Annotated in this window: 20 protein-coding genes; 8 read left to right on the top strand and 12 right to left on the bottom strand. The window is 72.4% G+C overall.

Translation table 11 applies throughout. The annotated features are described in order from the left end of the window. Window positions 1–10: 10 nt before the first annotated feature. The gene (locus AB0I79_RS09120; protein ID WP_357869134.1) at window positions 11–883 is read right to left on the bottom strand and encodes a TIGR03620 family F420-dependent LLM class oxidoreductase; all 873 of its coding nucleotides are present in this window, start codon (window positions 881–883) and stop codon (window positions 11–13) included. 75 nt (window positions 884–958) lie between these two features. Then, on the bottom strand, window positions 959–1,285 hold the full coding sequence (locus AB0I79_RS09115; RefSeq protein ID WP_357869131.1) for a metalloregulator ArsR/SmtB family transcription factor: 327 nt from the start codon (window positions 1,283–1,285) through the stop codon (window positions 959–961). Between the two features lie 200 nt (window positions 1,286–1,485). Between AB0I79_RS09115 and AB0I79_RS09110 the strand changes: the two genes are divergently transcribed. Further along, on the top strand, window positions 1,486–1,692 hold the full coding sequence (locus AB0I79_RS09110; protein WP_357869128.1) for a hypothetical protein: 207 nt from the start codon (window positions 1,486–1,488) through the stop codon (window positions 1,690–1,692). 70 nt (window positions 1,693–1,762) lie between these two features. Here AB0I79_RS09110 and AB0I79_RS09105 read toward each other — a convergent pair whose 3' ends face one another. From AB0I79_RS09105 to AB0I79_RS09095, 3 genes are all read right to left on the bottom strand, one after another. Continuing rightward, on the bottom strand, window positions 1,763–2,767 hold the full coding sequence (locus AB0I79_RS09105; RefSeq protein ID WP_357869125.1) for an enolase C-terminal domain-like protein: 1,005 nt from the start codon (window positions 2,765–2,767) through the stop codon (window positions 1,763–1,765). 9 nt (window positions 2,768–2,776) lie between these two features. Further along, on the bottom strand, window positions 2,777–4,159 hold the full coding sequence (locus tag AB0I79_RS09100; protein ID WP_357869123.1) for an MFS transporter: 1,383 nt from the start codon (window positions 4,157–4,159) through the stop codon (window positions 2,777–2,779). A gap of 77 nt (window positions 4,160–4,236) precedes the next feature. Next, complete coding sequence (locus AB0I79_RS09095) at window positions 4,237–4,974, bottom strand: TetR/AcrR family transcriptional regulator (RefSeq protein ID WP_357869120.1); 738 nt, start codon at window positions 4,972–4,974, stop codon at window positions 4,237–4,239. Window positions 4,975–5,071: 97 nt separating this feature from the next. On the opposite strand from AB0I79_RS09095, the gene AB0I79_RS09090 reads away from it, so the two are divergent. Next, the gene (locus AB0I79_RS09090) at window positions 5,072–6,523 is read left to right on the top strand and encodes an MFS transporter (RefSeq protein WP_357869117.1); all 1,452 of its coding nucleotides are present in this window, start codon (window positions 5,072–5,074) and stop codon (window positions 6,521–6,523) included. Between the two features lie 102 nt (window positions 6,524–6,625). On the opposite strand, the gene AB0I79_RS09085 is transcribed toward AB0I79_RS09090, so the two are convergent. From AB0I79_RS09085 to AB0I79_RS09060, 6 genes are all read right to left on the bottom strand, one after another. After that, entirely contained in the window at window positions 6,626–7,792 is a 1,167-nt protein-coding gene (locus AB0I79_RS09085) for a VWA domain-containing protein (RefSeq protein ID WP_357869115.1), read from the bottom strand. Between the two features lie 43 nt (window positions 7,793–7,835). Beyond that, the gene (locus tag AB0I79_RS09080) at window positions 7,836–10,154 is read right to left on the bottom strand and encodes a DUF5682 family protein (protein WP_357869112.1); all 2,319 of its coding nucleotides are present in this window, start codon (window positions 10,152–10,154) and stop codon (window positions 7,836–7,838) included. A gap of 94 nt (window positions 10,155–10,248) precedes the next feature. After that, window positions 10,249–11,313, bottom strand: coding sequence for an AAA family ATPase (locus tag AB0I79_RS09075; protein ID WP_357869109.1), 1,065 nt, complete (start codon window positions 11,311–11,313; stop codon window positions 10,249–10,251). Beyond that, window positions 11,310–12,650 carry a DUF5691 domain-containing protein gene (locus tag AB0I79_RS09070; protein WP_357869106.1) on the bottom strand — a complete coding sequence of 447 codons (1,341 nt, stop codon included), beginning with the start codon at window positions 12,648–12,650 and terminating at the stop codon, window positions 11,310–11,312. Before AB0I79_RS09070 ends, AB0I79_RS09075 begins: the two co-directional genes overlap by 4 nt. Next, complete coding sequence (locus AB0I79_RS09065) at window positions 12,647–14,185, bottom strand: SWIM zinc finger family protein (protein WP_357869103.1); 1,539 nt, start codon at window positions 14,183–14,185, stop codon at window positions 12,647–12,649. The genes AB0I79_RS09070 and AB0I79_RS09065 overlap by 4 nt, the downstream gene beginning before the upstream one ends. 66 nt (window positions 14,186–14,251) lie before the next feature. After that, a complete protein-coding gene (locus tag AB0I79_RS09060; RefSeq protein WP_357869683.1) occupies window positions 14,252–14,482 on the bottom strand; it encodes a discoidin domain-containing protein in 231 nt (76 codons plus the stop codon). 28 nt (window positions 14,483–14,510) lie between these two features. Here AB0I79_RS09060 and AB0I79_RS09055 point away from each other — a divergent pair, with 28 nt between their 5' ends. Together AB0I79_RS09055 and AB0I79_RS09050 are read left to right on the top strand one after the other, a co-directional pair. After that, on the top strand, window positions 14,511–14,765 hold the full coding sequence (locus tag AB0I79_RS09055; RefSeq protein ID WP_357869704.1) for a hypothetical protein: 255 nt from the start codon (window positions 14,511–14,513) through the stop codon (window positions 14,763–14,765). Window positions 14,766–14,843: 78 nt separating this feature from the next. After that, window positions 14,844–15,389 (top strand): cupin domain-containing protein, encoded by a 546-nt coding sequence (locus AB0I79_RS09050; protein ID WP_357869100.1) that lies wholly within the window; start codon window positions 14,844–14,846, stop codon window positions 15,387–15,389. 82 nt (window positions 15,390–15,471) lie between these two features. Here AB0I79_RS09050 and AB0I79_RS09045 read toward each other — a convergent pair whose 3' ends face one another. Continuing rightward, a complete protein-coding gene (locus tag AB0I79_RS09045) occupies window positions 15,472–21,549 on the bottom strand; it encodes an RHS repeat-associated core domain-containing protein (RefSeq protein ID WP_357869098.1) in 6,078 nt (2,025 codons plus the stop codon). A gap of 536 nt (window positions 21,550–22,085) precedes the next feature. Between AB0I79_RS09045 and AB0I79_RS09040 the strand changes: the two genes are divergently transcribed. From AB0I79_RS09040 to AB0I79_RS09025, 4 genes are all read left to right on the top strand, one after another. After that, window positions 22,086–22,358 carry a DUF1876 domain-containing protein gene (locus tag AB0I79_RS09040; RefSeq protein WP_357869095.1) on the top strand — a complete coding sequence of 91 codons (273 nt, stop codon included), beginning with the start codon at window positions 22,086–22,088 and terminating at the stop codon, window positions 22,356–22,358. 73 nt (window positions 22,359–22,431) lie between these two features. Beyond that, a complete protein-coding gene (locus AB0I79_RS09035; protein WP_357869092.1) occupies window positions 22,432–23,061 on the top strand; it encodes a phosphotransferase in 630 nt (209 codons plus the stop codon). Window positions 23,062–23,099: 38 nt separating this feature from the next. Then, a complete protein-coding gene (locus AB0I79_RS09030; protein ID WP_357869089.1) occupies window positions 23,100–23,969 on the top strand; it encodes a UTP--glucose-1-phosphate uridylyltransferase in 870 nt (289 codons plus the stop codon). 32 nt (window positions 23,970–24,001) lie between these two features. Next, window positions 24,002–25,540 carry an aldehyde dehydrogenase family protein gene (locus AB0I79_RS09025; RefSeq protein WP_357869086.1) on the top strand — a complete coding sequence of 513 codons (1,539 nt, stop codon included), beginning with the start codon at window positions 24,002–24,004 and terminating at the stop codon, window positions 25,538–25,540. The last annotated feature ends 21 nt before the right edge of the window (window positions 25,541–25,561 follow it).

Here is a 25,561-nt window from a genome sequence, read left to right as displayed (position 1 = left end):
ACGTTGTAGATCACAGCAGCGCACCGGCGAGCCGCCGCCAGTGCGGCATGGCGGACGCGCCGCGCGCGAGAACCTGGATCCCGACGTGGTCCGCGCCCGCGTCGAGGTGGTCGTGCAGCCTGCGGGCGATCGTGTCGAGGTCGCCCCAGACCACCAGGTCGTCCACCAGCCGGTCACTGCCGCGACCGTCGTCGATGTCCGCCTCGGTGTAGCCCAGCCGCAGGAACTTGGCGATGTTGTACGGCGTGGTGAAGTAGGGGTGCAGGTGCTCGCGGGCGAGCTCCCGCGCCCTGCCGGGGTCGCTCTCGAACAGCACCGCCTGCTCCACGCCGAGGAACGGCCCCTCCCCCAGCGTCTGCCGCGCCTGCGCCGTGTGCCGCACCGTCACGTGGTAGGTGTGCGCGCCGTCGGCCCGGTCGCGGGCCAGCTCCAGCATCTTCGGCCCGTACGCCGCCAGCAGCCGCCGCATCCGCCCTCGCGGCGCGGGAACGGCGTCCGCCGCCGCGTCCATGGCGTCCAGGTAGCCGCCCATCGCCTGCAACGGCTTGGCGCCCGGCCGCTTGGCGCCACCGAAGCCCAGGCCGAGCAGGTGACGGCCAGGGTAGGCGTCGGCCAGGAGGGTCGCCGCGCTCTGCGTCCACCGGGGCTCGCGGGACCAGATCTGCGCGATGCCGTTGACGACCTTGATCCGCTCGGTGCAGGACAGCAGGAACCCCGCGTGCGTCAGGGCCTCCCGCCCCCGCAGCTCCGGCACCCAGATCGCCTGCCAGCCCAGCTCTTCGAGCTCCCGCACGGACTCGCGCATCGCGCTCGCCGGCAGGCCGTCGAAGTCGAACGTCCAGACCCCGAACCGCCCCAGGTCCATGCCCTCGATCGCGCCCATGTGCCCTCCATCGACATATCGCTTATTTTCGATATGAGCGTACATGATGGGACACGGATGCCGGTGACCCGGTGGTCAGAGCGCGTTGCCGAGCACCTCGACCAGGCGAGAGATGCGCTCCTCGTCGCGCCTGTAGTGCGTCCACTTCCCGACCCGGGTGGAGCGCACCAGCCCGGCGCGTTCCAGCGAGGCCATGTAGGCGGAGACGGTGGACTGCGCGAGGCCGAGCTTGGCCTGGATGTGGCTCACGCAGACGCCGACCTCGTGCGGGTCGGCGATGCCGGTCTCCACCGGGAAATGCGCCTCGGGGTCGCGCAGCCACTGGAGCACCTGGAGACGCACGGGGTTGGCGAGTGCCTTGAAGACCTCGACGAGGTGCGCGGAGGTGTCATCCTGAGCCATCGGTACGAGTATAGGCCGACATTTCGCGGAACTTCGATATGAGGGGGAGAGGCCGGAATGATCGCGAGCCCGGGAGGGACGCGGGAGCCCCGCACGAGCGCGGGAGCGTAAAGAACCTGCCTCGCCGCTGTGGCGTACCCGGCCGGACCCGGGTGGGTCGTGGTCTCCTGGGCCGGAACTCGTCACCCAGGAGGTCCGACATGCGCCGCCGCGCTCACCTACTGCTCGCCACCGCCGCCCTGGCCACCGTGCTCGTGCCGCTCGTCCCCATGGACACCCCGGCGCCTCCCGGGGTGATCAGCGGCACGCAGGGTGTCCGTCACGCGCTCATGCGGGCGGGCCAGGGTCTCTACCTGCTGTCCGACGTCATCGGCGGCATCAACTGGCATCACCAGCTCACCCTCTGACGCCGCCGGGCTCACACGCCCTGACGCGGCCGGGCTCACGCTGTGACGCGGCCGGGCTCACGCTCCGGCGTCACGCGCGAAACGACTCCTTGGACAGGCGCCGCACCCGCGTCTCGTCGATGTCGTGCCCGAGCCCCGACTGGGTCAGCGGCACCGCGATGACCCCCGCGTTCGCGCCGACGATCGGGGTGACGATCTGGTTCTGGCGGGGCGGCTGCGTGACGTCGCACGGCAGCGTGCAGCCCGGCAGGCTGGCCACCGCCACCGTGGCCGCCCTGGCCAGGCCCGCCCCCTGACCGCCGGTGCACTGGATGTCCCAGCCCGCCGCCGCGGCCTTGTCGTGCGCGCGCCTGACCTCCGACAGCGAGGCGAACGCGGCCGGCCGCAGCAGCAGGACGCGCGCCGCCCGCAGCGTCAGGTAGTCGTCCAGCTCGGCGGACGAGCCGGCCTCGACCGCCACCGAGGCGGTCACCTGGTCCTGGAGCGAGGCGTGGGCGTAGACGTCGGAGGTGGCGAAGGGCCGCTCGATGACCTCCAGGCCGTAGGAGTCGAGCGCGACGAGCTGGCCGAGGTCGGAGTAGGCGTTGCCGCAGTCGACGGCCAGGGTCAGCGCGGGGTACGCCTGCCGCACCGCGCGTACGGGCTCGACGTCCCAGCCGGGCCTGACGTCCAGCGTGACGTGCCCGTACCCGGCGCAGACCTGCTGGTTGACCCGGGACACGAGGCTCTCGACGGACGGGTCTGGCGCCAGCCGGACCGTGGCCATGAGCGAGGTGCGGGTGCCGCCGATCGCCTCGGCGAGCGGCACCCCGCGCATCCTGGTCCACAGGTCCCAGCAGGCCATGTCCACCGCGGAGTCGCCGCCGGCCACCGTGTCGGGATGTTCCCAGTCGACCCCGACCAGCAGTGCCGCCAGCGACTCCTCCAGCCTCGACCAGGTCTTCGCCGCAGGAGCGGTCGTCTCGCCCCATCCGGTCATGCCCCCGTGGTCGGTGAGTTTCACGAGCAGGGTCTCCGTTCTCCTGCCGTACGGCAGGACCAGCCGGAAGACCTCGAGCTCCCGCACTCGCGGCATGTACCCCCCTTATGACGCGGTTCCCTCCATAGTGCCCGCTGCCCGGGAGTGAACGAAACGCGGGGCCAGCACGGCGCCCAGAACCGCGAGCCCGATGGTGAAGGCGAGACCGACCGCGTAGTTCTGCGCGGCGGCGGTGAACAGGGCGCCGCTGACCGCGACGGCCACCACGGTGAACACCGACTCGCCCACGCCCACGGCCGCGGTGTTGTTGCCCTCCTCGCCCTCCTTCGACATCTCCAGCACCAGCACCGACACGGTCGGGTGCAGCACGCCGATGCCGAGGCCGACGGCGGCCATGCCCACGTGCGCGAGCACCAGCGGCACCGGGTCGATCAGGACGAGCGTCACCAGCGAGATGCCGGCCGCGATCAGCAACGCGCCGCCGCGCAGGGCCGCCATGTTGCCGATCATGCCGCGGCCCTTGAGCCAGGAGCCGGTGGACCAGCCGAGCGCCCCGATGGTGAGCACGATGCCGGCCGCGGTGACGCTCAGGCCGCGCTCGTACTTGAGCATGAGCGGGATGAGCACCTCGGCCGCCGTGTACGAGCCGAACGCCAGCCCGCGCAGCAGCGGGCCGGTCGGCAGGCCGCGGGCGGCCCGCATCGAGCCCGGCAGCAGCAGCTTGGGCAGCGACACGGCCAGCAGGACGATGCCGGCGGCGAGCAGGGGCAGGCCGGCGAGCTGGAGCGCGCTGCCGTACTGGATGAGGGCGGCGGCGACGGCGGTCAGGGTGGCGAAGACGAGCTTGCGGCCGAGGCCCGGGGCCGGCGCGGCGACGCCCTCGTGCACGGCCCTGCCGGCGGTCCCGCGCCAGAGCAGCATCGCCGACGGGACGACGATCACCGTGACGCCGAGGAAGATCCACCGCCAGTCGAGGTTCTCGGCGATGAAGCCGGCGATGGCCGGGCCGATCATGGAGGGCACCACCCAGGCCGCCGAGAACGCGGCGAACACCCGCGGATGCATCGCGGGCGGGTAGGCCCTGGCCACCAGCACGTACAACGCCACCTGCGTCAACCCGGTCCCGAGCCCCTGCACGAACCGGCCCGCGACGAACAGCTCCATGGTCGGCGCGAGCCCGGCCAGCAGCAGCCCCGCCACGAACGTCACCACGCCGGCGCCGATGGGCTGGAGCGGCCCCCGCACGTCGCTCCACCGGCCGCCCAGCACCGTCGCGATCACGCTGGCCGCCAGGGTGGCGCTGAAGGCCAGGTTGTACAGGTGCATGCCGTCGAGCTCGCGCGCCACCACGGGCATGGCCGTGGCCACCGCCATGGCCTCGAAGGCCTGCAACGTGACCAGCGCGACCAGCCCGACGCTGAGCGCGCGGTACTGCGGCGAGACCACGCTCGCCGGAGTTCCCACGGGACTTTCAACAGTCGTTGTCATACCGGCAAACTATGGCGAAGGCCCAGGTCAGCACATCGGGCGCAGGGCCTAGGCAATTCGGCCTAAGGCCCTGCCGTCTACGCCTTGGGCATGCGCGCCTCGATGCCGTCGAGCAGCAACTCCAGCCCGTAGGTGAAGCGGTCCTCGCCGTCGCCGGCGGTCAGGTCCTTCACGTGTTTGCTCAGGTGCGGGAAGCGCTCGCGCGGCAGGCCCTCGTAGTAGGCGATGATCTGCGCGACGAACGCCTGGAAGTACTCCTCGGGCCCGCTCATCCCGGCCGCACGCATCCGCGCCCAGTGCAGGGAGCCCTCGTAGGCGTCGCCGACGAGGTAGAGCGTGAGCCGGTCCATCGCCAGGGACGCTTCCACCGGGGGCATGCCGGCCTCGATCAGCAGCCCGTACGTGAACTCGCCGGCGAGCAGCGAGCTCTCACCCGTCGGGATGTTCGCCAGCGCCGCCCTGGCCACGTCGGCGTGGTCGCGGAAGACGCGGTGCACCTCCAGGGCGTACTCCCGCAGTTGCTCCTTCCAGCGGGCCGGGTCGGGCTCCGGCAGCCGCACCTCGCTGAGCACCCGGTCGTAGATCAGCTCCAGCAGCTCCTCCTTGCCGGACACGTGCGCGTACAGCGAGGCGGGGCCGGTGTCGAGCTCCTGGGCCACCCGTCTCATGCTCAGCGCGTCGAACCCCTCGGCGTCGAGGATGCGCAGCCCGGTCTCGACGATCAGCTCCTGGCTGAGCTGCTGCCTCTTGACCTGCGCCGGGCGGCGCGACTTGCGCCACGGGGGCGCCGGCACGTCTCGGGAGTCCTTGCTCATACGAACACTGTACTTGACACGAACGCCGTTCGTCACTAAAACGGTGTTCGTTGACGAACGCCGTTCGTTGACTAGAACACCGTTTGAAGGAGTTGTCATGACAGTGACCGCCTCCGGGGCGACGACCGAGGCCCCGCCCTACCGCTGGCGCTGGGTCGCCCTGTTCGTGGTCCTGGCCGCCGAGGTCATGGACCTGCTGGACGCGCTCGTCACCGCGATCGCCGCCCCCACGATCCAGGAGGAGCTCGGCGGCTCCGAGAGCCTCGTGCAGTGGCTCGGCGCGAGCTACACCCTGGCCATGGCCGTCGGCCTGATCACCGGCGGGCGGCTCGGCGACCTGTTCGGCAAGAAGCGCATGTTCGTGATCGGCGCCGCCGGCTTCACCGTCGCCTCGCTGCTGTGCGGCGTCGCCGTCAGCCCCGAGATGCTCGTCGCGGGCCGGGCGGTGCAGGGCCTGTTCGGAGCCGTGATGTTGCCGCAGGGGCTGGGGCTGATCAGGGAGATGTTCCCGCCGCAGGAGATGGGCAAGGCGTTCGGCATGTTCGGGCCGGTCATGACCATCTCCTCCGTCGGCGGGCCCGTGCTGGCGGGCTGGCTGGTGGACGCCGACTTCTTCGGCACGGGCTGGCGCATGATCTTCCTGATCAACCTGCCCATCGGGCTGGCCGCCGTGCTGGCCGCGCTGCGCTTCCTGCCCGAGTTCCGCCTCTCCAACGCCACCCGGCTCGACCTGCCCGGCGTCGCGCTCGTCTCGATCGCCGCGTTCCTGCTGATCTTCCCGCTCATCCAGGGCCGCGAGGCGGGCTGGCCGGCCTGGACGTTCGTGTCGATGGCCGCCTCCGCCGCGCTGTTCGCCCTCTTCGGCCGCTACGAGTCGCGCCGCGCCAGGTCCGGCCGGGATCCGCTGGTCACGCCCTCCCTGTTCCGCAAGCGGGCCTTCATCGGCGGCCTGGTCTCCGGGCTGGCCTTCTTCTCCGGCATGACCGGATTCGGCGTCGTCTTCAGCTTCTACACGCAGGCCGGGCTCGGGTTCACCCCGCTCCAGGCGGGACTGACCGCGCTGCCGCAGGCCATCGGCGGCGTCGCCGGCTTCGCCCTGGCGATGGCCGGGCTGCAGGAGAAGCTGGGCCGCGGCCTCATGCAGATCGGCACCGTCGTGATGGCGGCCGGGGCGGCCGTGCTCGCCCTCACCATCCACGTGGCCGGGGTCGACGTCAGCGGCTGGCAGCTCGCTCCCGGGCTGACCCTGGTCGGCGTCGGGATGGGGCTGACCATGGCGCCGTTCTTCGACATCGTGCTGGCCGGCGTCGAGCCGCACGAAACGGGCTCGGCCTCCGGCACGCTGACCGGGGTGCAGCAGCTCGGCGGCGCCTTCGGCACCGCCGTGCTCGGCACGCTCTTCTTCGATCTGCTCGCCGACCAGTGGGAGTTCGGGGCCTCGATGGAGGTCACGGTGTGGGTCGAGGTCGGGCTGCTGCTGCTGACGTTCGCCCTGTCGTACCTGCTGCCGCGCCGCGCCCGCCCGGAGCAGCAGCCGCACGGTGCGTGACGCCCGCGCCGGGGCGCGCGATGCCGCTCGTCACCGCCGTGGGGGTGTGCGGGCTCGCCGTCAGGGCGCGATGGGCCACCGTCTAGGTGCGCCGGCTTGCCGTCAGGGGGTGATGTGCCGCTCGGCCCAGCGCGCGATGTCGCGGCGCTCGATCGCCGCCGCCATCAGGTCGGGGAAGGCGTCGGGCGTGCACGAGAACGCGGGCACGCCCATCGCCGCCAGCGCGGCGGCGTTCTCGTGGTCGTAGAACGGCGCGCCCTCGTCGGACAGCGCGAGCAGCACGATCACCTGCACCCCGGCCTGCGTCATCGCCGCCACCCTGCGCAGCATCTCCTGCCTGATCCCGCCCTCGTACAGGTCACTGATCAGGATGAAGATCGAATTGCCCGGCCGGGAGATGAGCCCCTGGCCGTAGGCGACGGCGCGGTTGATGTCGGTGCCGCCGCCGAGCTGGGTGCCGAACAGCACCTCCACCGGGTCGTGCAGCTGATCGGTGAGATCCACCACCGCCGTGTCGAACACGACGAGCGACGTCTTCAGCGAGCGCATCGACGCCAGCACCGCCCCGAACACGCTCGAATACACCACCGAGGCGGCCATCGAACCGCTCTGGTCGATGCACAGCACCACCTCCCGCTGCACCGAACGCTGCCTGCGCGCGTAGCCCACCAGCCGGGACGGGACCACGGTGTTCCTGTCGGGCAGGTAGTTCTTCAGGTTCGCCCTGATCGTGCGGTCCCAGTCGATGTCGGCCACCCGCTTGGGCCGGTGCGTCCTGGCCGAACGGTCCAGCGCCCCCGACACGGCGGCCCTGGTCTTCTGCTCCAGCCTGCGCTCCAGCTCCGCCACCACCTTGCGCACCAGCGCCCTGGCCGACTCGCGGGCCTGGTCGGGCATGACCTTGTTGAGCGCGAGCAGGGTGCCGACCAGGTGCACGTCCGGCTCCACCGCCTCGAGCATCTCGGGCTCCAGGAGGAGCCTGGTGAGGTTCAGCTTCTCGATCGCGTCCTTCTGCATGACCTGGACGACCGTGGACGGGAAGTACGTGCGGATGTCGCCCAGCCACCTGGCCACCCGCGGCGCCGACGCGCCGAGGCCGCCCTGCCTGCGGTCGCCGTCCTCGCCGCCCTGACCGCCCTGGTCGTAGACGGCGGCCAGGGCGGCGTCCATCCGCGCGTCCACGCCTTCCAGCCCGCACCCCGTGCCGTCGGCCGGACCGCCGCCGAGGACCAGCCGCCACCGCCGCATCCGCTCGTCCGCCGCGCTCATCGCCCCGCCACCCCTCCACGCCCGCTGTCTCGCCCGGCCACGCTCATCCGCTCGCCTTCCCGATGATCGAGAGCACGGTGGCGACGGCCGCCGCGGCGCGGCGCTCGTCCACGTCCTGCTCCCCTTCCTCCTCGTCGCGGCCGGCCGAGCGCACCCGCTCGCCGATCGCCCTGCGCTCCGGCGCGGCGAAGGCGCCGAACGTGCGGCGCAGCAGCGGCAGCACGTCCGTGAACTGCTCGCCGGACAGCCCGGTCAGCCAGCCGTCCACCAGGGCCAGCAGGCGCGGGTCGTGCACCAGCAGCAGCCCGCCCCCGGCCAGGAAGCCCTCGACCCACGCGGCCGCCCGCGCCGGAGCCTGGCCCCGCGACATGGCCCTGGACATGCGGTCACCGGCGTCGTCCAGCTCGCCGGAGTCCAGCAGGATCCTGGTCAGGCGGCCCTCGATGAGGCCGTGCAGGTCCTGCCGGTCGCTGATGCCCCGCAACGTGCCCAGCCAGCGCCCCCGGGGCCCTGCCCCGTCCGGAGCCCCGTCCGGAGTCCCGTCCGGAGCGCCGTCCGGAGCCTTGGCTGAAGCCCCGTCCGATGCCCCGTCCGGAGCGCTGCCAGGTGTGTCGGACAGGAGGGCGACGGCCGAGTGCACCGCGTCCACGTGCTTGAGCAGGTCCGCGGCCGCCCCGTCGTCCAGCCCCGTCACCGCCACCGGCAGCCCGACGCAGATCCGCTCCAGCATCGACCGCACGATCACCGCCAGCCCCTCCGCCGAGGTGCCGCGCACGTCGCCGTACCGGTGGGCGCGCACCATCGCGGGCAGCGCCGCCATCAGGTGGGTGACGTCCGTGTCGAGCGCCGCCTTGGCCGACAGCGCCGCCAGCACGTCCGGCAGCGCCTCCGGCAGGTCCGCCAGCAGGCACCGCTCCACCAGCGACGTCAGGTCGGCCAGCGCCGCCGACGACTCCCCCGCCAGGTCCGCGGCCCGCTGCGCCGCCGCCGCGACCACGGTCGTGCCGAGCGCGGCGTGCTCGATGAGCGCGAGGTCGTGCTCGGGACGCCACCGCAGCGTCCACGTCTCCCTGAACGTGCCCTTGCCGCGTGCCTGCCCCGGCGTGCCCCAGCCCACGCCGAGCAGCGCCAGCCGGTGCAGCAGGTTGCTGCGGTCGAGGTCGAGGGGTTTGCGCAGGTCGAGGTCGATCTCCCGGTCGAGCGCCTCCGGCTTGAGCTTGAGCCGCCGCTGCTGCTCGCGCAGGTCCCGCTGCAACGGCACCATCGGCGTGCCGTCGGAGACGTGGCCGAGCCGGTCGCCGACGACCATGCGCCGCTGGATCAGCTCCACGGCCAGGTCGTCGCCCTCGCACAGCACCGCCCTGGCCGCCTCGGTGACCTCGCCGAGCCCGGCCAGCGGCCTGCCGCGCAGGGCGGCCAGGCTGCCCGCGAGGCGAACGGCCTCGATGACGTGCGCCGACGACACGGCCAGCCCCTCGTCACGCAGCACCCCCGCCGCCTGCGCCAGCCACCGCTCCACGGGCCGGTCGGGCGCCTCGAACAGGTGGTGGTACCAGCCGGGCGAGGTGATCCCCGCGCCGTAGCCGCTCCAGGATGCCAGCCGCCCGTACGTCCACGGCACCCACGTCAGCTCCGCCTTCACCTTCGGCAGGCCGCGCAGCACGGCGTTGTCCGCGGCGGCGGACGGCAGCGGGCCGGTCAGCGCGGGCACGTGCCAGGCGCCGCAGATCACCGCGATCCGGCCGAAGCCCTGCTTGACGGCCGCGCGGAGGGTCTTGCGCATGTACGCCTCGCGCCTGGCCTCATGCCCGCCCGGCTCGTGACCCTCGCGTACGGCGGCCATGGCCTCGGCGATCACCTCGAACGGCGTGTCGCCGCCCCGGTGCTCGACGACGTCCTCCCACCAGCGTTCCGGGTCGTCGTACCCGGCCGCGGCGGCCAGCGCGCCGATGGGGTCCATCCGCACGCCGGGGTGCCGCTCGCGCTTCCCAGCGGCGTCCGGAGAGTCGTCTCCGTCGTCGTCCCCCGGGGCGTCCTCCTCGCGGTCGCCGGCCAGGGAGTGGGCCGCGGGCAGGTCGCAGAAGCGCACCGGGATGCCGGCGGACGTGCCGTACAGGATCGCCTGCCACTCGGGCGAGAACGCGGCGAACGGCCAGAAAGCGGCCCGCGACGGCTCGCCCGGCACGTGGGCGAGCAGCGCGACCGGCGGCTCCAGGCCGGGCGCCAGCGTGACCAGGGCGTCGGCCTCGGGCGGGCCCTCGATGAGGATCGCGTCGGGCCGCAGCCGTTCGAGCTCCCGCCGCACGGCCCGCGCGGAACCAGGCCCGTGATGCCGCACCCCCAGGACCGACACGCCGCTCACAGCACCTCCTCCTGGGCCTGAACGCCGCCCACCCGGCCTCGGCACGTGGCCGGGACGCCGCTTGTCCGGCCTCCGCCGGCCGTCGGGACGCCGTTCATGACACCTCGCGGCAGGCGCGGTAGAAGTCGCGCCAGTCGGAACGCTCGCGGACCACGGTCTCCAGGTACTCACGCCACACCACCCGGTCCGACACCGGCTCCTGCACCACCGCGCCCACGATCCCCGCTGCCACGTCCGCCGGGCGCAGCACCCCGTCGCCGAAGTGGGCGGCCAGGGCGATGCCGTTGGTCAGGACCGAGATGGCCTCCGCCGTGGACAGGGTGCCGCTGGGCGACTTGACCTTGGTGCGGCCGTCCTCCGTGACCCCCGTGCGCAGCTCCCTGAACACCGTCACCACCCGCCGGATCTCCGCCAGCCCCGTCGCCGTCTCCGGCAGCTCCAGGGAACGGCCGAGCTGGGCGACGCGGCGGGCGACGATGTCCACCTCCTCCTCGGCGGTGGCGGGGACCGGCAGCACGACGGTGTTGAAGCGGCGGCGCAGCGCGCTGGACAGCTCGTTGACGCCCCGGTCGCGGTCGTTGGCCGTGGCGATCACGTTGAAGCCGCGCTCCGCCTGCACCTCGCGGTTGAGCTCGGGCACCGGCAGCGTCTTCTCCGACAGCACGGTGATCAGGGCGTCCTGCACGTCGGACGGCATGCGGGTGAGCTCCTCGACCCGGGCCACCCGGCCCTCCGCCATCGCGCGCATGACCGGCGACGGGGTCAGCGCCTCCATCGACGGGCCCTCGGCCAGCAGCCGGGCGTAGTTCCAGCCGTACCGGATGGCCTCCTCGGCGGTGCCCGCGGTGCCCTGCACGAGCAGCGTCGAGTCGCCGCTGATCGCGGCGGCCAGGTGCTCCGACAGCCACGTCTTCGCGGTGCCGGGCACGCCGAGCAGCAGCAGCGCGCGGTCGGTGGCCAGCGTCGCCACGGCCACCTCGACGATGCGGCGCGCGCCGACGTACTTGGGGCTGATGCGCTCGCCGTCGCCCAGGATGTACGTGGTCACCGCCCACGGCGACAGTTTCCAGCCCGGCGGCCTGAGCCGGTCGTCGTCCTTGGCGAGGAAGGCCAGCTCCTCGGCGTACTGGTCTTCCGCGTGCGGGCGCAGAACGGTCATCGGGAGAGCTCCTTGTACATGTCAGCACGGAAACGCAGCAGGGCGGCGACCTGCTGGATGGGCTCGGCCGGCGAGTAGTCCTCGGCCAGCTCGAACAGGGCCGGGTCGATGTGCTCGCCCGCCAGCTTGACCAGCTCGCCGAGGTTCCACGGCTGCGTGGTGTTCACCTTCACGATCTTGTTGAGCACGGCCGTCGCCAGGCCCTCGCGCCAGTGGGACGACACGCCGCCCAGCACCATGATCAATTGGCTGTCGAGGTCGTGGCCGCGTACGAACCGGGCGGCCAGCTCCTGCTGCTCCTCGGGCGGGAGGCATTCGAGCAGGTCGGCGATCGGGTCCCAGCCGAACATCGCCCGTGCCCACTCGGGGTCACGCTGGAGCACCGCGGCGCGTACCCAGGCCGCCTTCACCTCGGCGTCCCAGTCGGGGATCTTCATCGCCAGCAGGGCGTGCGGCCGGCCCCAGAAGGACAGGGGGGCGCGGGAGATGATCTGCTGCAGCCACCAGGCGCGCTCGCCGATGCCGCGGGGCGGCTTCGGGCGCACGCCGTCGCGTTCCATCTCCTTGTCGCAGGCCACGGGCGCCTCGACGGAGATCGCGTCGCCGCTGATCGTCACGCAGGCGCGCACCCGCTCGGCCATGCGCTGCGACAGGCGCGAGCCGGGCAGGCGGGTGAGCAGGTTGGCGGCGGCCTGGCGCACCTCCCTGCGGCGGTCGTCCAGCGCCTGCTCGAGGAACGGCTCGTCCGCCATGCTCAGCCCGTCGGCCAGCACCTCCACGAACCCGGCCCGGTCGTCGGGCGTCTCGCGCTCCCACGTGCTCTCCAGCAGCCGCCTGGCCTGGCCGGGGTCGGCCGCCCTGAGCGTGCTCAGGTGGGCGCGCCGGTCGGCGGCGCCGCCCAGCTCCCACGTCTCGCCCGTCGGCTCCTCCAGCAGGTACGCCCAGGCCGGGTTGAGCCCGGCCAGCCAGCGGCCGCGCTGCCCGGCCAGCACGCCGAGATGCACCCTGATCGAACGGTCGCGGCGGCCGCGTTCCAGCAGCTCGGGCAGCACGTACGCGGGCACCCTGCGGCCCGTGGCGGCGGCCGCGGCCAGCCATTCGGGGATCAGCCTCTCGTGCTCGCCGCCGAGCAGCCTGCCCAGCCGCTCGGCCGCGCGCCTGCCCACCGCCTCGCGCTCCTCGCCGGGCGCGGGCTCCATGCCGCCGGGCTCGTTCACGCGGCGGCCCGCGCGCCGCCGCGCCACCTCGACGGCCGCCGCTTCGAGCAGGTCGCCGGGGTACGGTCTGCGGTCGGTGCCCACGAGCGCCGTCGAGGCCAGGTCGTCCCAGCCGGTCACAGGATCACCGTCGTTCCGTCGTCGTCCCAGGTGGTCAGGGGGCGCAGGCCCTGGGGCGTCCACTCGACCGCCACCGTCAGCGGGCGCCCGCCGGAGACGGCGATCAGCCGCCAGGGGTCGTGCGCGCGGGGGTGGAGCGGGAGGCCGCCGATGGCGGTGCGGCCGGGGATCACGCCAGTGAGGACCAGCGGCCACGACTCGGTCCACGGATCCTCGGCCAGCACCCACGCCACCTCGTCGAGCGCCTCGTCAGGCGACACCCCGGGCGGCACCTCGGGCGGCACCCCGGGCGGCACCCCGGGCGGCACGGCCGCCGACCGCGCGGCGGGCGATGGTGCGATGGGCGGTGGCGCGGCGGGTGGGGGGATCGTGGCGTGGCGGGTGGCTACGAGGGCGCGGAGGGGTGCGGCGCCCGGGTAGTAGGTGAGGTCGGCGTCGATGGTCGTGCCCGTGACCAGGGAGGCGTCCAGCGGCTGGCCCTGCGGGGCGAACGACAGGATGAGGGCGGGCCGGCCGGTGCGGCGGCCCCGGAGCCAGACGCGGCGGGCCGTCAGCCGGTCCTGGGACTCGTCGCGCCTGCCCAGCACGTCCCAGTGATCGCGCACCGGCGGCCCGGCCAGGACCTCTTCCCTCGTGACGGGGAAGCCGGTGCGGATCAGCACGGTCTGGGCCAGGGGCTCCGTGAGCTCGGCCCGGCGGCGGTAGGCGACGGCGAGCAGGTTGACGAGGGCGTACTCCTCCAGGAGCCGCCCCGGCCAGCCCTCCTCGGCGCGCACCCGGGCCAGCCGGGACACGACGCCGGCCACGCCGGGTGCCTGGGCGTCGATGAGCCGCTTGGCCAGGCCGTCCCAGTCGTGCTCCTGTGCGCCCGCCAGCCCCTGCCGCACCTGGTCGGCCAGCCACCTCTCCAGCTCGGCCAGCCCGGCTGCCACCCGCTGATGACGTACGGACTCCACCCGCCCCCCGGAGCCGGGTGGGACACCCCCGCCCTGCCCGCCCTGCCCAACGCCCGCACCGGCACCGAAGGGAATGCCCAGGTCGATGCCCGAGGCAGACAGGTCGGAGCCGGAGGCCGAAGGGTCCGTGCCCGAGGCCGAGAGGCCGGAGCCGGAGGCCGAGGGGTCGGGGCCCGGCTGGGGGCCGTCGTCGCCGGCGGCCAGGCGGGCGCGGGCGGCGTCGAGCCGGGCCGCCGACCTGGCGGCGCGCTCGGCGCGCCCGTCCAGCCACTCCGTCACCCACTGCGGCGCCGCCTCCTGGGCGGGCACGCCGTCGGCGGACCACAGGAGCAGCAGCCCGAGCGCGTGCTTGCACGGGAACTTCCTGCTCGGGCAGCTGCACCGGTACGCGGGCTCGCTCAGGTCGACGGCCGCCAGGTAGGGCTTGGCGCCGCTGCCCTTGCACTCGCCGTACAGCACGGTGCCCGTCGTGCCGCGCAGCGACCACTTGCCGGCAGCCGCCACCCCCTGCGCCGCCTTCTGGGACGAGGCGTCGGGGGCGAGGGCGAGCACCTGATCGCGGCTCCACCGTTCAGTCACCTGCCGCAGATTACCCAGGCGTACCGACAATCCGCGCGGCGTCCGGATGATCCCGGACGTCCGGGTTCAGCCCGCGCTCACCTCGGCCGCCGACAGGTAGGAGCCGCTGGCGCGGTGCCCTTCCAGCCGGACGTAACGGGCCTGCACGACCTCGAACGTGGCCGTGTTGAGCCGGGCGTCCAGCGCCCACGTGCCCGCCGCGACCTTGGTGAACGTCTGGCCGTCCGTGCTGACGTAGACCTTGTGGTCGAGGATCGTGCCGTTGAGGTTGCCGTCGAAGCGAGGCTGGTAGCCGATCTTCGAGATCTGCTTGACCTCGCCCAGGTTGAGGGTGATCGACTGCGGGAGCGGGGTGGGCGGCGACTACTCGGAGTGCCAGAACGTGCCGATGTCCCCGTCCACGGCCCGTTCGGGGCCGAAGCCGGCGTGGAAGCTGCTGGCGTACACCTGCGACCTCCCACCGCACCGGCACGCCGGCCCGCGGCATGCCGCCGAGCCCGTCGTCGGCCAGCGGCTCGGTGGCGAGCCTGGTCCACAGCACGACGCTGTCGGGGCGGGGGTCCAAAATATTAAAATATGAGGAATCGTACGCCAGGTGAACGGACAAGGTCATCAGCGGAGACGGCACTTATCCGAAATATCCTCATAAACTCTGCATGTGGAGTTGTGGATCTACCCCGACGGCCCGTCCACCGAGGTCCCGGACGAGGCGGCGGCCCTGGCCAGCCCGCTCGCCGGGCAGCTCGTCCTCGACGGCAACCGCTTCCTGCGCAGGGACGTCACGGGCGCCCCCGTCGCCTTCGTCGAACGCCCGCCCATCGCCGAGGCCCTCGACCTGCTCCCCCACCCGGAGGGCGGCTGGTTCAAGGAGACCTATCGCTCGCCCGTCACGTTCACGCCGGACGGCTATCCGGGGCCCCGGGCCAGCGCCACCGCCATCTACTTCCTGCTGCACCCGGGCGAGGAGTCCGTGCCGCACATGGTCACCTCGGCGGAGATCTGGCTGTGGCACCGCGGCGGGCCGCTCGACCTGACGATCGGGGGCGAGACGGTCGTCCTCGGCCCCGGCGTCGAGCACGGCCAGGTGCCGCAGGCGGTCGTGCCGGGCGGTGTGTGGCAGTCGGCCCGCCCGGCGGGCGACACGGAGGTGCTGGTGAGCTGCCTGGTCTCGCCGGGCTTCGACTTCGCCGACTTCCACGCCTGACGTGAGAAGCTCCCGGCCGGACGTGCTGCGCCGTCCGGCCGGGAGCTTCGGTCTACTGCGGTCGCGCCGCGTCAGTGGAGCATCAGTTCGGCGGGACCGCCGGCGGCCTGAAGATCTCCCAGACGCGATAGGCGCGCGTCCACCACTTCGACCCGAACCCCTGCGAACGCGGAGCCTCCGACGCGTACGGCTTGGAGGCCGGGCCGTGTCCGGTGCCCTGCCACGCGATGCCTTCCGTCTCGGTCCTGCTGCTCCTCGTGTACGCCCCGGTGGGCCGGGCTCTCCCCAGCTGCTCGTCGATCGAGCGTTTCTGCGCTTCGCTCAGCCCGCGCGACTGGCTCTGGCTGGGGTTCGGCGCGTTGCGCTGCGCCTTGGGCGGCGACTGCCGCTGGACCGACCTGCGACTGGTCGGGCGGGTTGCGGGCCGGTGCCTGACCGTGGCCTTGGAGGGCCTGCTCGCCCGCCTGGTCACTGCCCTGCGCGCGGCCTCGGCCCGTCGCCTGGCAGCCGCGGCCCTGCGCTGCGCCGCCGCCGCCCGTCGCCTGGCAGCCGCCGCTGCCGCCCGCTGCCTGGCCAGCGCGGCCTTCTTCCTGGCCGCCAGCGCCGCCCGCTTCCTGGCGGCTTCGGCGGCCCGCTTCCTCGCCGCCTCAGCTGCCCGCTTCCTGGCTGCCTCGGCGGCCCTGCGCCTGGCCGCCTCCAGAGCGCGCCTCCTGGCCGCCTCGGCGGCCCTGCGCCTGGCAGCGGCGAGCGCCGCACGCCTGGCCGCCGCGGCCGCCGCCCGCCTGGCAGCGGCCTGGGCCAGCCGCCTGGCGATGGCACGCGCCGCGATCCTCGCCGCGATGCCGACGGCGAACCAGAACAGCTGACCGTCGGGGTCGCTCATGGTGACGGGGCTGTTGTTGGCGTAGGCGTAGGCGTTGAGCTGCTGCGGATCCTCCTCGTCGATGATCGGGTCCACCGAGAGGAAGCGGCCGTTGGCCGGGTCGTACTCGCGGGCGCCGAGGTGGACGAGGCCGGTGGTCGCGTCCTTGGTGCCGCCGACGAACCCGCGCTGCCCCGGCCACCAGGGTGGCGCCGTCCCGCGATCCTCGCCGAACGGGGTCTGCCTGCGCACGGCCAGCTCACCGTTGCCGGCGTTCACCATGGCCTGCGCGGTGCCCTGGTGGTCGTTGGCCATGAAGTAGACCTGGTTGTCCGGCGTGCGCACCGCGATGGCCTCGCCGCCGATGGTGTAGTAGCGGGTCTGCTCGACGGCGTCCTTGGCGTAGTCGAGACGCAGCTCCATGTCGTCGATGTAGAGCGTGGCGTCGGTGGGCGTCTTGCGGAGCAGGCGGTCGCCGTCCGCGTCGTAGACGAACGAGGTCGTCTTGCCCGCCTCGGTCACCGACTCCAGGTTGCCCTCGGCGTCCCACACCAGGCTCTGGTCGGAGTTGCCGACCTTGCGCCTGGTCGTGTTGCCCGCCGCGTCGTACTCGAACAGGTCCTGTCCGACAGCCTGCAGCGCGTGCGGCTGCTTGCCGCCCGCCGTGGGGTAGCTGAAGGTGCGTACGCTCTCGCCCCCGCTGCCGAAGGCGTGCTTGGTCTCCTTGGTCCGGTTGCCGGTGACGTCGTAGGCGTAGCTGACCGCGTACGGGGCCACGCCGCCGATCGTGGCGGACTGCGGGGTACCGCTGGCGCAGTCGTCCGTGGCCGTCCACGCCGAGGTCAACCGGCGCAGGTGGTCATGGGTGAAGCACTGCGTGTCCTGGTTCGCCTTGTCCGCGATCTTGGTGACGTTGCCGGCCGCGTCGTAGGTGTAGGCGAGGTCCAGGTCGCTGGAGGCGGCGCCCGACCGGTCCAGCCGCATGCCGGTCAGCCTGCGGGTGCCCTCGTCGTGGGTGTAGGTGAGCCAGGTCTTCTTGTCGCCGTCGCCGAGCTCGTACTGCAGGGTCTCGCCGAGCTTGGAGTAGCGGGCCGCGTTCACGTACGCCGACAGGCCGGTGACCTTGACCGGCTGGCCGAGCGCGTCGTAGGTGTAGACGACCTGCTCCTCGGCCAGCCCGCCGCCTGCCGGGAAGCTGACCGACTGGACCTGGTCGTCGAGCGTGTAGCGGGTGTTGAGCTGGTAGGAGCCCGCCAGCTTGCCCTCCCGTGCCGGGACGGTCACGGTCTGGCGGAGGGTGCGGTAGTCGGCGTCGATCGCGTCGATCTCGGCCTTGTACGCCTGCCCGTCCACGTACCGGATGCTGGCGTTCAGGTGGCCCTTGGCCAGGGCGTCGTACTTCCACTCGGCCAGCAGCGTGCCGCTCGCCGAGCCCTCGCGCAGCTGCGTCTTGCGGCCCAGCGCGTCGTAGCCGTACCACAGGGTCTTGCCGCGCGAGTCGGTCGTGGTGACGATCTCGTCGGCGTCGTTGTACGTGGTGGTCGTGACGCCCTTGTCCGGGTCCTCGGTCTTGATCTCCCGGCCGCGGAAGTCGTAGTGGTGGCGCCAGACGTTGCCCGCCGGGTCGGTCACCGTGGACAGGCGTCCCGCGTGGTCGTAGGTGTACTTGGTGGACTCGTACTCGCCGGTCGGGGTCGCGCCCTTGTACTGGCGCAGCTCGATCAGGCGGTCCTCGGCGTCGCCGATGCGGGTCGTCGCCGTGCCGCCCGGCGGCGGGGTGATGTGGATCCGGTCACCCTCGTCCTTGGCGGTGACGCGGTACTTCTCCGCGCCCTTCGCCTTGAAGACCTCGGCGTTCTTCTCGCCCGTGCCGTCGAACAGCGACACGACCTGGCTCGGCACGGCGGCGTCGGCCACCGCCAGCAGCGCGGTGGACGGCGTGCCCGTGGCGAAGTAGCCGGTGTTCTGCTTGTACTCCTCGCCCTGGGAGTTGTAGAAGGTGTCGGTGATCGTGCGGCCGTCGCGCAGCGCCGGGTCCTGCGTCTGGTCGTCGGTGGGCGCGGGCTCCTGGGTCTGGCGCTCGCGCATCAGGCCGTCGTACAGCTCGTGGCTGACGGTGTAGCCGCCGTCGGCGCGCAGCGTCCTGGTGGTGACGACGCTGGGCCCGTCGGAACGCACCGTGTAGGAGTACTCGGTGCTGGGCGACTGTCCTGCCGCCTTGCTGCGGTCGGGCTGCCAGACCTTGATCAGGCGGCCCAGCGCGTCGTACTCCAGGTCGACGCGGCGGTTGTTGGCGTCGATCTCGGAGACGGGCTCGCCCCAGGCCGGTTCGAGCTGGGTGCGCTCCAGGTGGCCGAGCTGGTTCGTCTCCGTGGTCTCCCTCGCCGGGGCCCCGGCGGCGGGGCTGTAGGCGGTCACGGACTTGGTGCCGACCGGGTCGGTCTCGCTGGTCTCCCGGCCGTAGACGTCGTAGGTGTGGGTGCTGCCGGTGATCGTCTGGCCGTCGGCCGAGACGACCTCCTGGACCGCGGTCACGTCGCCCTTGGTCGGGGGCTGGCCGTTCGCCTGGCCGTCGTACTGGACCTTCTCGTCGGAGAGCACCTCACCGGCGGCCAGCGTGGAGACCGCGGTGCCGCAGCCGGCCGCGACCTTCTGGACACGGCTGGGGTAGTCGAGCATCCAGGACGTGTCGTTGCGGGCGTAGGTGTAGCGGGTGCACTCGTCGTCGTCGGTGCTGGCCAGGTCGCCCTTCTCGTCCACCTGCAGGAGCAGGCCCTTGGCGTCGTACTCGCGGTCCTCGCCGGTGCGCCGCCACTTGCCGCCGGGCATCGCGGCGCGGGTGACCATGGACTTGGGCTGGACCACGTACGCGGCCTTGGTGACGCCGCCCTGCGTGGACTCGGCCGTCTTGACCGACCACGGCTGCTGCGCGGTCGCGGTCAGGAGCGTTCCGCCGTCGCCGTCGAAGAGGATCTCCTCCCGCTCGAACCCGGCGAGCTGGTCCAGGTCGTCCAGCTTGACGCCCTCGGAGTCCTCCACCTGCGCGACGCGCTTGGAGCCGTCGGCCTGCTTGTCGCCGTGCATGCCGCGGAAGTAGCGGAACTCCGTCAGCGTGCGCTTGGTGTCCTGGCCGTCGCCCTCGCGCACCCGTACCCTGCCGAACCCGCGGAAGTCCGACCACGTACGGTGCTCGGGCTTGACCAGGACGTTCTCGGCGTAACGCCAGGCGGCGCCGTCCAGGTACTCGTAGTCGGTGACCACGTTCGGGGAACCGGCGACCCGGTCGACCTCGACGGTCTGGGTGACCAGGTACTTGTGGAACCAGTCGGTGACCTCGGCCTCGTTCGGCGGGGCCCAGCGCTGCGGGAAGCAGCGTCTGGTGTTCTTGTCCGCCGCCGGTACGTCGCCCGGCTTGCAGTCGGCCGCCGAGTAGTTGATCCGCAGCTCGCCGCCGGACTCGTTGTTGATGGCCTGCACCCGCCACTTGACCAGCGGGGCGCGGCCCTCCAGGGCGTCCACCCGGTTGGGCAGCTGCACGCCGGTGAACTTCACCGGGGGCAGCGTGATCGTGCCGCCCACGTGGCCGGTCTGCTGGATCGAGGCCAGCCACAGCGCCGGGCTCATGCCGTCACCCGAGGCGGGGAACTGGTGCGCCAGCGCCCACGAGTCCACCGGGTAGTACTGACCGGCCGCGTTGAGCACCTGCGTGGTGACCTTGGTCAGCCGCTTGCGCGTGAAGAACGTCGGCGCCAGGCGGTCGACGCACTTCACTCCCGCGTCGCAGATCTGGTCGAACGGGACGTCCGGCCAGTGGCTCGCGGTCTCCTTCTTCAGCTCGGCGGGCGCGCAGGTGACGGTGCCGCTGGGCAGGCAGCGCTCGGCGGTCTCGAACAGCACCCGGGCGGCCGGCGTCCTGGTGAACAGCTCGTTCTTCAGGTAGCCGTAGTCGATGCGGGTGAGGTAAGCGCCGCGCACGTACGGGGTGCCCAGCTCCGGCTTCATGTTGCGGCCGTAGTGGTTGGTCTCCTGGGCGTACCAGTAGGTGGTGGCGTTGCCGTGGGTGTCCACCTCGGAGTCGAGGTTCCACCGGTAGGCCTGCTGGCACCAGGCGTTGGCCGGGGTGCTGCTGTAGCAGGGCTCACCGCTGTTGTTGCCGAACACCGGCACCGTCTGCACCGACTTGGTCTCGGCCTTGCCGCTCACCCAGCCGGGCAGGCGGTTGAGGCCGAAGGTGTACTGGGTGCCGTCCGGTGTGGTGACCCGCCAGTGCTCGCCGTTGTTGTCACCGTTCGTGGCACCGGTCAGCGCCTCGATCCGGGTGCCGTCGTCGCGCTTGGGCCGCCACTGCTTCGTGGTGGCGTCCTTGACCAGCTCGACCGACGAGTCGCCCATGGACATGATGGCGTTGTCCTGGTCCCAGCACAGGTCGCCGGTCTTCTTGCCGTCGATCATGCAGGACTTGTAGCGGCGCTCGATGTAGCCGCCCGGGTTCAGCTCGAAGCCCTCACCGGCCCAGGACGCCTGGTTGTTGGTGGAGGCGGTGCGCCCGTCCACGCTCTGCGAGGAGTAGCCCAGCGACACGCCCGGCTCCTCGCCGCCCAGCGACGGAGGCGTACGCAGGTCATAGCTCCAGGTGAAGTCGCCCGACTGGGTGCCGACGCTCCAGTCCGACGAGGCCGCCAGGGAGGTGGCCGCGTGGTCGCCCGACGGGCCGGACGCCGCCGCGGTCAGCGCGTACAGGCCGCCCGTCTCGACCTCGGCGGTCACCGTGCCGCTCGTGGCGTTGTTGTCGCTCTGCACCGGCTGCGGCGCGGCGCAGCCGGCCGCGCCGGTCAGCGCGCACTCCTCCAGCTTCACCAGGCGCAGCCGGGAGCCGTAGTCGCCGCCGTAGGCGTACCGGAAGCCGGAGTAGTCCACCTCCAGGCGGGTCTTGACCGGCTTGGCCGCGGCCGTCGCCGCCACCCCCTGCCCCGGCGTGACGCGCATCGCCAGGCCGAGACGGTCGGTGTCGAGCAGCTCGACGCTGATCGGGGCCGTCGCCTGCGCCGCCTTGGCCGTCCCCGGCGCCAGCTTCACCGGGAAGCCGGCCTTCAGGGTGCTGACCGAGCCGCCCAGCTCCGCCTTCTGCGGCTTGGGCCAGGTGACGGCGGGCGCCGCCTTCCAGGCCTGCTTGGCGACGGGATCCGCCAGCGGCGGCTTGACGGGCACCTTCCCGCCCGTCACCGGCGTCTCCTTCTGCACGGCCGGCGCCGAGCGCGGGGCCGCGTAGGCGGGCATGGCGTACGCCATCTCCACCATCAGGACGATCGAGAGAACAGGGGCCAGCCTGCGGGGCCAGCGCGATTCGGGCTTGGCTTCCCGCGTCGCGAAACGATTCCACGACGAGTCGGGGCGATCCGGTTCCTGGGGGGTTGGTTGCAGGCCGTTCCATCGGGAGTCAGGCAGGTCTAACTCACTCGGCTGATCCATTGAGCTCCTCCGGGGGTTACGGGGAGACCGGCTGAGCGAGCTGTGCGGTGCTCAGCCAGCCGTCGACAGGCGCGAGAGCCCGGTGGGGTCTCGCTGCTCGAGGAGACGATCTTGACGGCGCGGCCAGCCTTTCCCTGGCTCCATGACACGATCACCGCCGATGATCGAATCGTCACCTCCGGGCCCCCGTTGGTCCAGACTTTTGCGCTTTCTGCTCAAATCTTCTTCAGAGGTAAGGCCCTCTCTGAAACTTTCCGCCCGGCCTGGCCTTCCCGAGCGGAGGAGCGAACGCGGTCAGCCGGGCATCGCCGTCCTGACCGGCTGATCGCCAGGTTTACCGGCGGCCTGCCGGTAAGGGGCGGGACATGGACACCAAGGAATGGACCGTGCGCATCTCGCTCACCGAGGCCGGTGACGACACCTCGGCGCAGGCGACGCTGACCACCGCGAAAGGCGAGCAGGTGACCGGGACCGGCCGGGCGCGCCGCAACCCGGCGGACCCGTCGAAGCCGGTGATCGGGGACGAGCTGGCCGCCTCGCGCGCGCTGGCCGACCTGGCACATCACCTGGCGGTCATCGCAAATCACGACATTTCGGAATCGGCCGCGGAATCCCCGCCTCCCACCCGCTCGTGGTGATCACGGTGCTCGACGCGTACGGCGCGCGCGCCGCCCACCTCGCGGGCGCCCCGCCCGGCGGCGCGGTCGCCCAGTGGCCGGTGCTGCGGCACACGGCCGGCTGAACCTACCATTGACCCTTCATGGGCAAGATGCCCGCCGACGAGGCGGAAATCGACGTTTCTCTGGTACGCCGCCTGCTGGCCGCGCAGTTCCCGCACTGGGCGGATCTGCCCGTCGAGCCGTTCCCCTCCTCCGGGACGGTCAACGCGGTCTACCGGTCGGTCAGCCGGTGGATCGACGGCGAGAACCCGCGCGAGGGTCACGAGGACGGCGTGCTCGCCGAGGAGCTGGCCGGCCTCGTCGCGGCGTTCCGGCGGATCGACCTGCCGGGCGGGTGTACTCCGACCTCATGCCGGGCAACCTCCTGGTCCGGGACGGGCGGCTCACCGGGGTGATCGACTTCGCGACCATGGGCGTGGGCGATCCCGCCGTCGGCCTGATCCCGGCCTGGAACCTGCTCACCCCCGCCTCCCCCGAGGTCTTCCGCGCCGCGCTCGACGCCGACGACGCGACGTGGGCGCGCGGCAGGGGCTGGGCGCTGTCGATGGCGCTCATCCAGCTCCCCTCCTACCTGCACACCAACCCGGGGATCGCGGCCAACGCCAGGTACGTGATCGGCCAGGTGCCGGCCGGCAGGATCAAGGACCGGCCCCTGGGGTAACGTCCGTCCCGTCGCGCCGACCGCACAAGGAGAGACCCATGATCCGCAAGGCCGTGATCCCGGTGGCCGGGCTGGGCACCCGGTTGCTGCCCCTGACGAAGGCGCTGCCCAAGGAGATGCTGCCGATCGGCGACAAGCCGGTCATCGAGCACACCATCCGCGAGCTCGTGGACTCCGGCATCGACGAGATCACCATCGTGACGTCGGCCCGCAAGGAGCTCGTCCAGCGGCACTTCGCCCCTGACGGCGACCTGGAGCGGGAGCTGCGCGCGTCCGGCAAGGACGACCTGGCGGACGCGGTGGCGGAGCTGTCGTCGCTGGCCCACATCACGTACCTGTACCAGCGCGGCCCGTACGGCAACGGCACGCCGGTGCTGAACGCCGCGCGGGTCATCGGCGACGAGCCGTTCATGGTGTTGTGGGCCGACGACGTGTTCGTGGCCGAGGTGCCCCGCGCCAGGCAGCTCAAGGCCGCCTACGCCGCCACGCGCGCCCCGGTGCTGGCCCTGATGCCGATGGCGGTCGAGGACGCCGCCCGCTACGGCGTGCCGATCGTCGAGGAGGACCTCGGCGGCGGCCGTCTGCGCATCTCGGGGCTGGTGGAGAAGCCGCGCCCGGAGGAGGCACCCTCCCAGTACGCCGCCATCGGCGGTTACGTCGTCACCCCCGGGGTGGTCGCCGAGCTGGAGGCCGCCACGCGCCGCTGGCACGAGCGTCCCGAGGGCGAGATCTACCTCACCGACGCCCTGCACCGCCACGCCGCGGCCAACCCGGTGTACGGCCAGGTCATCGACGGCACCTGGTGGGACACCGGCTCGCCGCTCAACTATCTGCGGGCGCAGTTCGCCGCGGCGCTGGCCGATCCGGTCTACGGGCCGGAGCTGCGCAAACTGGCGCGGGAGAGCTAGCGTCTACGAAAGAACTTACGAGGAGGGCACCGGTGAGCCGACAAATCGTTTCCATCGTGGGCGGCAAGGACGCGCAGGCCGCGAGCACGTACGAGTCGATCAACCCCGCCCGCACGGGCGAGGTCGTGGCGCGGGTCGGCCTGGCGGACGCGGAGACGTTCGCCGCGGCCTGCCGCACCGCCAAGGAGGCGCAGCGCGAGTGGGCGAAGGTGCCCGCGCCGGTGCGCGGCCGGGTGATCGCCTCGATCGGGCGGTTGGTGGAGGCCAACACCGAGCGGCTGGCCAGGCTGGTGACCGAGGAGATCGGCAAGCCGTACGCCGAGGCGCTGGGCGAGGTCAGGGAGATCGTGGACACCTGCGACTTCTTCCTGGGCGAGGGCCGCAGGCTGTACGGGCAGACGGTCCCGTCGGAGATGCCGGACAAGAACCTGTTCACGTTCAGGAACCCGATCGGCGTGGCGGCGGTGGTGACGGCGGGCAACTTCCCGGTGGCCGTCCCGTCGTGGTACCTCGTCCCGGCGCTGCTGTGCGGCAACGCCGTGGTGTGGAAGCCCGCCGAGTACGCCGCCGCCTCCGCGCACGCCCTGTTCCGGCTGTTCACGGCGGCGGGCCTGCCCGACGGCGTGCTGAACGTCGTCTTCGCCGGCGGCGCCGACACCTTCAGCGGCCTGGAGCGGGCGCTCGGCGAGGGCACGGTGCAGAAGGTGGGCTTCACCGGCTCCAGCGAGGTGGGCAGGAAGATCGGCGAGCTGACGGGCCGCCACCTGCAGTCCGCCTGCCTGGAGCTGGGCGGCAAGAACCCGATGGTGATCATGCCGGACGCCGATCTCGACCTCGCCGTCGAGGGCGCGTTGTTCTCCGGCTTCGGCACCGCCGGCCAGCGCTGCACCAGCCTGGGCACGGTGATCGTGCACGAGAGCGTGCACGAGGCGTTCGTGGAGCGGTTCGCGCGGGCGGTCGGCTCGGCCAGGATCGGCGACCCGGGCCAGGACGTGCTGGCGGGGCCGCTGCTGGACCACAAGTTCGCCGAGCGGTACGAGGAGTACCTGACCTGGATCGAGCCGCACCACCGGGTCGTCACCGGGGCGACCGGCCGGATCACGCAGGACAACCCGCGCGGCGACTTCGACGGCGGCGACGGGCTCTACTACCACCCGGTCGTGGTCGACGGCGTGCGCCCCGGAGACCGGCTGTTCATGGAGGAGACGTTCGGCCCGATCGTGGGCGTGACCGCGTTCTCCACCATGCGGGAGGCGCTCGACCTGGCCAACCTGCCCGGTTACGGCCTGTCGAGCTCCATCTACACCACGAACCCGCAGCACGCTTTCCGCTTCAGGGAGGGCATCTCGGCGGGCATGGTCAGCGTCAACAACTCCACCTCGGGCGCCGAGGCGCACCTGCCGTTCGGCGGCAACGGCAAGTCGGGCAACGGCAGCCGCCAGTCGGGCATGTGGGTGCTCGACCAGTTCACCCGCTGGCAGGCGATGAACTGGGACCACTCGGGGCGCCTGCAGAAGGCGCAGATGGACGTGGCGGACATCGTCCCCGACCTGGACTTCCGCCTGGCATGAGCGAAGCGGGGCCCTCTCACG

Source organism: Nonomuraea sp. NPDC050202 (genome assembly GCF_040656115.1).
Lineage (GTDB): Bacteria > Actinomycetota > Actinomycetes > Streptosporangiales > Streptosporangiaceae > Nonomuraea.
The sequence above is the reverse complement of the archived record's forward strand: the minus strand, read 5'-3'. Positions and strand labels throughout refer to the sequence as shown.